At 56.5% G+C, this 8,184-nt stretch carries 11 protein-coding genes; 9 read left to right on the plus strand and 2 right to left on the minus strand.

The window, feature by feature from the left end:
- The first annotated feature begins 228 nt into the window (after positions 1-228).
- Both C2E25_RS17090 and C2E25_RS17095 read left to right on the plus strand, forming a co-directional pair.
- On the plus strand, positions 229-2,124 hold the full coding sequence (locus C2E25_RS17090; RefSeq protein ID WP_103116921.1) for a tetratricopeptide repeat protein: 1,896 nt from the start codon (positions 229-231) through the stop codon (positions 2,122-2,124).
- 127 nt (positions 2,125-2,251) lie between these two features.
- The gene (locus C2E25_RS17095) at positions 2,252-2,980 is read left to right on the plus strand and encodes a tRNA1(Val) (adenine(37)-N6)-methyltransferase (protein WP_103116922.1); all 729 of its coding nucleotides are present in this window, start codon (positions 2,252-2,254) and stop codon (positions 2,978-2,980) included.
- A gap of 34 nt (positions 2,981-3,014) precedes the next feature.
- On the opposite strand, the gene C2E25_RS17100 is transcribed toward C2E25_RS17095, so the two are convergent.
- Positions 3,015-3,512, minus strand: a complete 498-nt coding sequence (locus tag C2E25_RS17100; RefSeq protein WP_103116923.1) for a DUF721 domain-containing protein — start codon at positions 3,510-3,512, stop codon at positions 3,015-3,017.
- Complete coding sequence (locus C2E25_RS17105; protein WP_103116924.1) at positions 3,509-3,763, minus strand: hypothetical protein; 255 nt, start codon at positions 3,761-3,763, stop codon at positions 3,509-3,511. The genes C2E25_RS17100 and C2E25_RS17105 overlap by 4 nt, the downstream gene beginning before the upstream one ends.
- A 116-nt stretch (positions 3,764-3,879) precedes the next feature.
- On the opposite strand from C2E25_RS17105, the gene C2E25_RS17110 reads away from it, so the two are divergent.
- The 7 genes from C2E25_RS17110 to rplS all read left to right on the plus strand — a co-directional run bounded on the left by C2E25_RS17110 (position 3,880) and on the right by rplS (position 8,068).
- Positions 3,880-4,134, plus strand: a complete 255-nt coding sequence (locus tag C2E25_RS17110; RefSeq protein ID WP_103116925.1) for a DUF3343 domain-containing protein — start codon at positions 3,880-3,882, stop codon at positions 4,132-4,134.
- A gap of 108 nt (positions 4,135-4,242) precedes the next feature.
- Positions 4,243-5,586, plus strand: a complete 1,344-nt coding sequence (gene ffh, locus C2E25_RS17115) for a signal recognition particle protein (RefSeq protein WP_103116926.1) — start codon at positions 4,243-4,245, stop codon at positions 5,584-5,586.
- A gap of 89 nt (positions 5,587-5,675) precedes the next feature.
- Positions 5,676-5,945, plus strand: a complete 270-nt coding sequence (gene rpsP, locus C2E25_RS17120; protein WP_085009458.1) for a 30S ribosomal protein S16 — start codon at positions 5,676-5,678, stop codon at positions 5,943-5,945.
- Positions 5,946-6,054: 109 nt separating this feature from the next.
- Positions 6,055-6,288, plus strand: a complete 234-nt coding sequence (locus C2E25_RS17125; RefSeq protein WP_085009459.1) for a KH domain-containing protein — start codon at positions 6,055-6,057, stop codon at positions 6,286-6,288.
- An 8-nt stretch (positions 6,289-6,296) separates the two neighbouring features.
- Positions 6,297-6,821: a ribosome maturation factor RimM gene (gene rimM / locus C2E25_RS17130; protein ID WP_158247329.1), complete on the plus strand. Its 525-nt coding sequence runs from the start codon at positions 6,297-6,299 to the stop codon at positions 6,819-6,821.
- A gap of 50 nt (positions 6,822-6,871) precedes the next feature.
- Complete coding sequence (gene trmD / locus C2E25_RS17135) at positions 6,872-7,615, plus strand: tRNA (guanosine(37)-N1)-methyltransferase TrmD (protein ID WP_103116928.1); 744 nt, start codon at positions 6,872-6,874, stop codon at positions 7,613-7,615.
- Positions 7,616-7,720: 105 nt separating this feature from the next.
- Positions 7,721-8,068, plus strand: coding sequence for a 50S ribosomal protein L19 (gene rplS, locus C2E25_RS17140; RefSeq protein ID WP_085009462.1), 348 nt, complete (start codon positions 7,721-7,723; stop codon positions 8,066-8,068).
- Positions 8,069-8,184 lie beyond the last annotated feature (116 nt).

Here is an 8,184-nt window from a genome sequence, read left to right on the forward strand (position 1 = left end):
CTCTATCCCGACGGTATTCGGTAGAGGTTACCCACTCGATCGAGGGAAGAGCCAAGAATCGAAGGAGTATTCAGGGTCGATTTAGGGCCGTCATTTGTCGAGCCATGAGGCGTATGCACATCGAAACAGTGGGGCAAGTCCAGTACGCAGTTGCCGGTGAGTTTTGGTGTCGCATTGATCTTTACCCGTTTCAGATTCGTTATCTCGCAATTCTGGAGAGTTAAGCCTATGATGCGGTTTGTAAAGCCTGTCTTTGCCCCCTTTCTGTTGTTAGTGGCTGTGTTGCTCGTGTACGGCCGTTCTCTGGATATCCCTTGGTATTTTGATGATATCCAAAACATTGTTGAAAATCCTGTGATACGGAATTTTACTGAGAGCCTAGGGCAGTTATTGCAACCTCGTGGGCTGGTTGGGATCACCTTCGCAATCAATTATCACTTTGGCTTGACTGATCCTGCCGGATACCACCTGGTGAATATTTTTCTGCACTTCCTCGTCACGTGTTTGGTGTGGTGGATTCTAAGCAGATGGTGTGCCTTTAGCCGATCTGTGGCTCTTTGCGGTGCTCTGCTGTTTGCTCTTCACCCGATCCAGACCCAGGCGGTTGATTATATTGTCCAACGCAGTGTTCTTTTGGCAGCACTCCTCTCTTTAGCAAGCATTGCGTTGTTTTTGGCAGCCGAAGATGCTGCACAGGATGATTGTCTTGCTTACAGTCATGGGTATTCGCGTATTTTATGGTTGACGGCATTGTTGTTGGCCGCCATCGCAGTTTTGACCAAACAAAATACCGCAACTCTGCCGGCACTGATTTTTCTGTTTGCCAATTATCGTTATCCGCAACGGTGGAGAAAACAGTTGTTGCGTCTTTTACCGTTTCTGATTGCACCACTGGCGGTTTTTGTCAAACAGGTCATTTTGCCCTCCCTGGCCGGTGCTGACCTGAGTGTTATCACCACGGTACGTGAACTTGGAACTATGCAGGGAGTCACTCCGTTAAACTATTTTGTCACCGAGTTATCGGTGCTGTTTCTCTATGTCAAGATGTTGCTTTGGCCGATAGGTTTACGGCTTGAATACGCATATCCGGTCATTACTCAGCCATTCACTTTGGGGCATGCTCTGTTGTTTGGAGCGCATCTGGCCATACTTGCTGGTGCATTTTTCAGCAGAAAACGTTTTCGTGCCCTGTTCCTTGCAGTGTTCTGGTTTTATCTCGCTCTTTTTGTAGAGTCATCATTTTTGCCTCTTGACCCGGTTTTTGAACATCGTCTTTACCTGCCTCTGGTCGGTTTGACCGTGCTGTTTTGTGCCGTACTTGAAAAAGTGACGGGTGCCTCATCCAGGGCGTTGATTTTACCGGTTGTGTTGTTACTTGTTTTGGGTGTCATGAGTTGGCAACGCAATGAACTTTGGCGTGATCCCATCGCATTTTCTGAGGACAATGTACGCAAAAGTCCCCATTCTGAGGGGGCACTTGTCGCCTTGGCGGGACGTTACCTTGAAGCGGGTCGTTTGGAAGAAGCACTTGCTGCTTCGCAGCGTGCGTTGGCGATAAATCCCGATTATTTTCGTATCTATATCAACCTGTCCTCGATTTATCTGGATCGGCAAAGCCCTCTTGCGGCGCGTCGTGCGGCACTGGCTGGACTGCTTCGAGTCCCGGACAATGTGAAATTGCGCAAGAATCTTGCGATCTCTTATCTGCAGACCGGACAGGCGGAGGAGGGACGGATGATACTCCGCGAGTTGCTGCATTCGTCTGCCGATTATAGTTTACGGGTTCTGATGGCTAGATCTTATATTGATGCCAAAAATTGGATTGCTGCTGAACAAGAATTGCAGCGGGCCATTGCGATGGGGGTCGGCCGCGATGCTCTGCCCTATTATCTGTTAGGGATAACCCAGTACGAACAGCGTAAACTTAAGCCGGCAGCTGCGGCGTTACGTGCGGCGTTGGCCGTCAATCCCAATGATGAGCAGGCGTTAAGCGGTCTTGGCTTTATTCTGCTGGAACAGGGGAATAGTGTATCGGCACGGGAGGTAGCGGGGCGTTTAAAAAGTTTTGCCCCTGAGTCCGCCGCTGCTTTGTTGGCGGCAATCAGGCAGCGTGTTACCCCGTGATGCATTTTGCCGGCTCGGAGTGGTGCCGCTTGTTACCTTGGATGAGGCAGGCTAGGTTTACATCATTGTATCAGCCTGTAATCTATTCTGTTTACGTTGTCAAATACAAGTAATACGGAGCGACTTGATGAAATCAATCGTTGCGTCCATTCTTCGGGCCGAAGAAAGTCAGTCGCCGGAAGGGTACCGCTGGTCCCTTGATCCCTTTCTGCTGGTTGCTTTCGCGGGGAACACCTGCAAGGCACCGATGATGGACCTCGGTTGTGGCCGTGGAATTATTCAGTTGCTGCTGGCTGCCGGAGGAGCGGAGCAGGTGGATGGCATTGAACGGCAGCCGTTGCCGGTTGCTGCTGCCCGTAAAAACCTCGGCCGCCTGCCGGAGCCCGGCAGGTTTCGCGTCGTTCACGGGGACCTGCGGCTGTGCCGGGAATTGTTTGCAGCGCAGTCCTACCGGACGGTACTGGCCAACCCTCCTTATCGCTCCCCGAAAAGCGGCCGCATTGCTCCTGATCCGGAGCGTGCCGGGGCCCGACATGAAATGGCCGGCGGGCTGGAGGACTTTATTCGCGCCGCCGCCTATCTGCTGAAAAACAACGGGCACTTCTGCATTGTCTATCTGCCGGAACGGCTTGCGGAGTTGCTGTCCCTGATGCAGAGTTGCAAAATCGAGCCGAAACGGCTGCGTATGGTTCACTCCAGGGAAGGTGAGGGGGCCAAGCTGGTGCTGGTCGAGGGGCGGCGCGCGGCCAGACCCGGCGGCCTGAAAGTCGAGGCGCCGCTTTACGTGTATGACGGAGACGATTACTCCGCTGAGGTTCGGGAGATCTATGCCGCTTTCGGCCTCGGGCAAGAATAGGGCAGTTGTCAGTTGTCAGTTGTCAGCCTACTGCCTACTGCTTTTTCCCTTTTTCAGTCTCCGCCTGTCGGATACGCACCCGGCGCAGGGCATCGCGAATTTCACCCTCGGGCAAGGCGACAAGTTCCCGTTCAATGGCGGCCTGTTCGGTTTCAGTCAACGGGCACCGCGGCGGACGTTCGGGGGCTGTTGTCTCGACAGGGGTGTCCGGCATCCGACCGCGTTTCCAGAACAGTTCGCGGATCAGTCCTTCGCCGAGTTCCTGATTGAGTTTCTGCAGAATCTGTGGCGCCATCATTCGCAACTGCTGCATCCAGATCGGCTGGTCGACACGTACCTCAAGGATGCCGTCGCGGATACGTAGCGGCTTGGCGTGGGAGGCGATCTGCGGGCCGACCACCTGCTCCCAGACTTGCCAGGCGCGGTACTGCTTCAGTTTTTCCGCATAGCCGCCACTGGAGAAGAACTCCTCGGCGATGCTCCCGGCCCTGACCGCCTGGGGGAGACGTGGTCGCTTCGGTTTCCTGTTCATTGCACCCGGCGCCGGGCTCGTCCACCGAGGAGTTGTCCGGCCACGGCACAGGCCAGGGTCAGGGGGACAATACTCCAGTCGAAACCATAGTGCAGGCGCAGTAGGATGATCATTGGAATCGTGATATGGATGTAGACGAACCAGCGTAGCGAGAATTTACGCACGCCTTCGCGCAGGTAGCCGAGGGGAAGGTTGGCGCCGAAGGCAAAAACCAGTAAGCTGGTAAGGTGGATGGTCGTTTCGGATATCAACGGTGGTCTCCTGATAAAAACTGAGGAATTTTATCGCCTTTTCTCCGCCGGGTCAATGGTGGGGTTGCTTCGTTGTGACAATCATGGCATGATGCCGGCCCCAAGGGAAGGACAGCATGGTCAAAAAAGGTGATCTGGTTGCCATTTTTCACTCGATTCACCGGGTGATGAAGGCGGAAAAACTGCTCAAGTCGGCGGACGCGGACATCCTCCTGATTCCGGTGCCGCGCCAGCTCAGTTCCGATTGCGGTCTGGCGATTCGCATCGCGGCGGAAGACCGGGCGCGGGTGCTGGCATTGCTCGATGAAGCGCGGTTGTCGCCGGTGGAACTGCATAAAAAGCAGGAAGGCGGTTTTGAGTCGCTTTCGTAAGGGCTAACTTGTCTCGCCGCCGCCGTTTTCTCCTTGACAGTCGATCGTCGCTTCACTATTATTTCATCCTTTGTGAGAAGGCTTCATTCAGAGTGATAGATGTGATCGATGTTCGATAACCTGACGGAAAAGTTTGACACGGTCTTCAAGAAGCTGCGGGGCCGTGGGCGCCTGAGCGAAGAGAATATCAAGGACGCTCTGCGGGAGGTCCGGCTGGTTCTGCTTGAGGCCGACGTCAACTTCCGCGTGGTCAAGGATTTTATCGCCGCGGTTCGTGACCGGGCGCTCGGCCAGGATGTCCTCAAAAGTCTGACACCGGCCCAGCAGGTTATCAAGATTGTGCGCGAGGAACTTGCCCGACTGATGGGCGAGGGTGAGGCCAATACTCTCGATCTGGCGGCGCGCCCGCCGGTTCCGGTTATGCTCTGCGGTTTGCAGGGGGCAGGTAAAACGACCACCTGCGGTAAATTGGCGCTTTCTCTGCGGAGACAGAAGCGCAATCCGTTGCTGGTGCCGGCCGACATCTATCGTCCGGCGGCGATCGAGCAGCTCAAGACTGTCGGTCGCCAGATCAATGTCGAGGTCTTCGACAGTCAGCCGGGGCAGGACCCGGTAAAAATCTGTGAAGCGGCCCGTGCCTACGCCGAGTTGAACGGGTTCGACACCCTGATCCTCGACACCGCCGGGCGGCTGCATATCGACAGCGAATTGATGCAGGAACTGGTGCGGATCAGGGATTCCCTCGAGCCGCGCGAGATTCTGTTCGTCGCTGATGCCATGACCGGGCAGGACGCCGTCAATGTCGCTGAGAGCTTCAACCAGGTTCTCGATATCAGCGGTGTGATCCTCACCAAACTCGATGGTGATGCTCGCGGTGGCGCGGCGTTGTCGATCCGCGCGGTAACCGGCAAGCCGATCAAGCTGGTCGGTATGGGCGAAAAACTCGACGCCCTTGAGGTGTTCCATCCCGACCGTATGGCGCAGCGGATTCTCGGTATGGGGGACGTTCTCTCCCTGATCGAGAAGGCCCAGTCGGTGGTCGAGGCCGAGGATGCCGCCAGGATGGAAGCGCAGTTGCGCAGGGATGGTTTCACCCTTGAAACGTTCCGCGATCAGCTGCAGACGATCAAGAAGATGGGTTCCATGGAGGGCCTGTTGAAGATGATCCCCGGCGCCGGCAAGGCGATGAAGCAGATGAAGGGGATGCAGCCGCCTGACAAGGAAATGAAAAAAATCGAGGCGATCATCAATTCGATGACCCGCCGTGAACGTCATGATCACCGGATTCTCAATGGTTCCCGTCGGCAGCGTATCGCCCGCGGCAGTGGAACAACGGTGCAGGACGTCAATCAGCTCATCAAGCGTTTTTCGGAAGCGCAGAAGATGATGAAGAAAATGCAGAAAATGGGGCCCAAGGGGCTTAAGGGAATGATGCGCGGCATGCCGTTTTAGGTTTGTCGCAGCTTCACGTTATTGACTGACAAGACAATTTCGAAACAAGTGCTAAGATTACAACGAGGAAGATCCAGGAGGATACACACATGGCAGTAAAAATCAGACTGGCCCGTGGCGGCGCCAAGAAAAAGCCTTTTTACCAGGTCGTGGTCGCCGATGAGCGCTTCCCGCGCGATGGCCGTTTCATTGCCAATCTGGGCCAGTACGATCCGAAAGTCGATCCACCCCTGGTCAACCTGAAAGAAGAACTGACCCTCGAATGGCTGAAAAAAGGCGCCCAGCCGACCGACACGGTGCGTACTCTGCTCCGTGGCAGCGGCATCTGGGCCAAGTTCAAGCAGCCTGCTGAGGCCTAGTTCTCTCCATCTGGTAAGGTCGGATGGGGGTGGGGAGGATTTCACGTCGAGATTTTCTCCGTCAGGTTTCCGAGGCCAGGGCAACCCCTGTACCAAAGGACGGACCCCCATGAAAGAGCTGATCGAGTTCATCGCCAAGTCTCTGGTGGAAAATCCCGAGGCCATTTCCATCTCTGAAGAAGAGAGCGAGGACGGGACCGTGCTCGTCAAGCTGGCCGCAGCCCAGGAGGACATGGGGCGCATTATCGGCAAACAGGGACGTACCGCCAAGGCGATGCGAACCCTGCTCAATGCCAAGGCCACCCGGGAGAGCAAGCGAGCCTCGCTGCAGATTATGGAGTAATGCAGCCGTTGGAAACAGCTTTGCGCCCCCTGGGCCGGGTGATCGGTACCCATGGCCTGCGCGGGGATTTGAAAATCAAGGGGCATCCCGGCAACCAGGCGGCTCTGCTGGCAGCGCCCCGCATTTATCTGCGCCAGAACAATGCCGGTTCTGATTGCCTGACGGTGCGGAGGATCGTTCCCGGTCGTGGCTGGTTGCGTGTCAGTTTGCGGGAGATTGACCGGATTGAGCGGGCCGAACCGCTGGTTGGCGCCGAGGTGCTGGTTGATCCTGCTTCTCTGCAGCGGGAAGATGGGGACCTGTTCTGGTTTGAACTTGAAGGTCTGGACGTGATTGATGCCGGCCGTGGTCCGATCGGTCGGCTTGAAGAGATGTTTGAAACCGGCGCCCATGCGGTCTATGTAGTCAGGGGCCGGTATGGTGAGGTGCTGATCCCGGCCGTTCCTGAATTTATCGGGGCAGTTGATCTGGAACGGGGAACACTTCAGGTCGATGTTCCCGAGGGCCTGTTTCCGGATAACCTGGGGCAGTGAGTCAGTCTGAACCAGAGGGACCGGGTTCAATACAGGCTCGGCGACACGTTATGACCTTTGATATTCTGACCCTCTTTCCCCAGCTTTGCGCCTCGCCTTTTTCTGCCAGTATTCTCGGCAAGGCACAGCAGCGGGGACTGATCAGCGTGCGCAGTCATAATCTGCGTGACTGGGCCGAGGGTCGGCATCAGGTGACCGACGATACGCCCTACGGCGGCGGCGACGGGATGGTGATGAAGGTAGATCCGGTTGCTGGGGCCCTTGCCGATTTGCAACGCGCCAATCCCGGTTCCAGGGTGCTGCTGATGACGCCCCAGGGCCGCAGGTTCTGCCAGGCCGAGGCGGAAAAACTGGCTCGTGAACCGGGCCTGATTTTCGTCTGCGGCCGTTACGAAGGGATTGACGAGCGAGTTCGTTCGCTGGTCGACGATGAATATTCGATCGGTGATTTTGTCATGACCGGCGGTGAGTTGCCCGCCATGACCATCATCGATGCCGTTGCGCGCCTGTTGCCCGATGTACTCGGCGCGGCCGGCAGCGCCGCTGGCGACTCCTTTTCCGACGGGCTGCTGGAATATCCGCAGTATACCCGTCCGGCGGAGTTCAACGGTCAGGCGGTACCCCCGGTTCTGCTTTCCGGCGACCATGGCGCGATTGCCCGCTGGCGCCGACGGCAACAGTTGCAGCGGACTTTCGAACGGCGGCCGGAGCTGCTGGAGACGGCCCCGCTTGATGATCAGGATCGGGAATTTTTGCGGCAGTTGCGTGACGACTCCCGCCAGACAGATGGGTGACGGCTTTCGGGGAGAGCGGCGACGGTCATGTCGGATCGCCGGACCGGGAGCGGACCGGAAACGTTAAAACAAACAGCGAACAGCATCGCACATAAGGAGGACAGGATGAATATTGTCGACCGGATCGGCATGGAACAGGTGAGGAAAAACATTCCCGCGTTCAAGGCGGGCGATACCCTGCGGGTGCATGTGAAGATCACCGAGGGAGACAAGGAACGTATCCAGGTCTTTCAGGGTGTCTGCATCAAGCGTGTCAACCGAGGCATCGGTTCGACCTTCACCGTACGCAAAATTTCCAACAGCATCGGTGTGGAGCGTATCTTCTCGCTGCACTCGCCGGCGGTGGAAAAGATCGAAGTCCTGACCATCGGTCGTGTCCGCCGGGCCAAGCTCTACTATCTGCGCAACCTGCACGGCAAGGCTGCCCGTATTCGCGAGAAGCGGATCGCCTGAGCCTGCTGGACAGATCCAGAAGCAACATAAAAAGCCCCGGTTTGCACCGGGGCTTTTTGTGTGGTGCGCCAGGCATGGCGCGTAGCGCCTTGACTGGCGCTGTTCCGGTCGTTGTG

The organism is Geothermobacter hydrogeniphilus (assembly GCF_002898515.1).
In the GTDB taxonomy this organism is placed as follows: Bacteria; Desulfobacterota; Desulfuromonadia; order Desulfuromonadales; family Geothermobacteraceae; genus Geothermobacter_A.

Coding starts and splice junctions, on each gene's coding strand:
- C2E25_RS17090 (WP_103116921.1), top strand. CDS start 229: ATGATGCGGTTTGTAAAGCCTGTCTTTGCCCCCTTTCTGTTGTTAGTG.
- C2E25_RS17095 (WP_103116922.1), top strand. CDS start 2,252: ATGAAATCAATCGTTGCGTCCATTCTTCGGGCCGAAGAAAGTCAGTCG.
- C2E25_RS17100 (WP_103116923.1), bottom strand. CDS start 3,512: ATGAACAGGAAACCGAAGCGACCACGTCTCCCCCAGGCGGTCAGGGCC.
- C2E25_RS17110 (WP_103116925.1), top strand. CDS start 3,880: ATGGTCAAAAAAGGTGATCTGGTTGCCATTTTTCACTCGATTCACCGG.
- ffh (WP_103116926.1), top strand. CDS start 4,243: ATGTTCGATAACCTGACGGAAAAGTTTGACACGGTCTTCAAGAAGCTG.
- rpsP (WP_085009458.1), top strand. CDS start 5,676: ATGGCAGTAAAAATCAGACTGGCCCGTGGCGGCGCCAAGAAAAAGCCT.
- C2E25_RS17125 (WP_085009459.1), top strand. CDS start 6,055: ATGAAAGAGCTGATCGAGTTCATCGCCAAGTCTCTGGTGGAAAATCCC.
- trmD (WP_103116928.1), top strand. CDS start 6,872: ATGACCTTTGATATTCTGACCCTCTTTCCCCAGCTTTGCGCCTCGCCT.
- rplS (WP_085009462.1), top strand. CDS start 7,721: ATGAATATTGTCGACCGGATCGGCATGGAACAGGTGAGGAAAAACATT.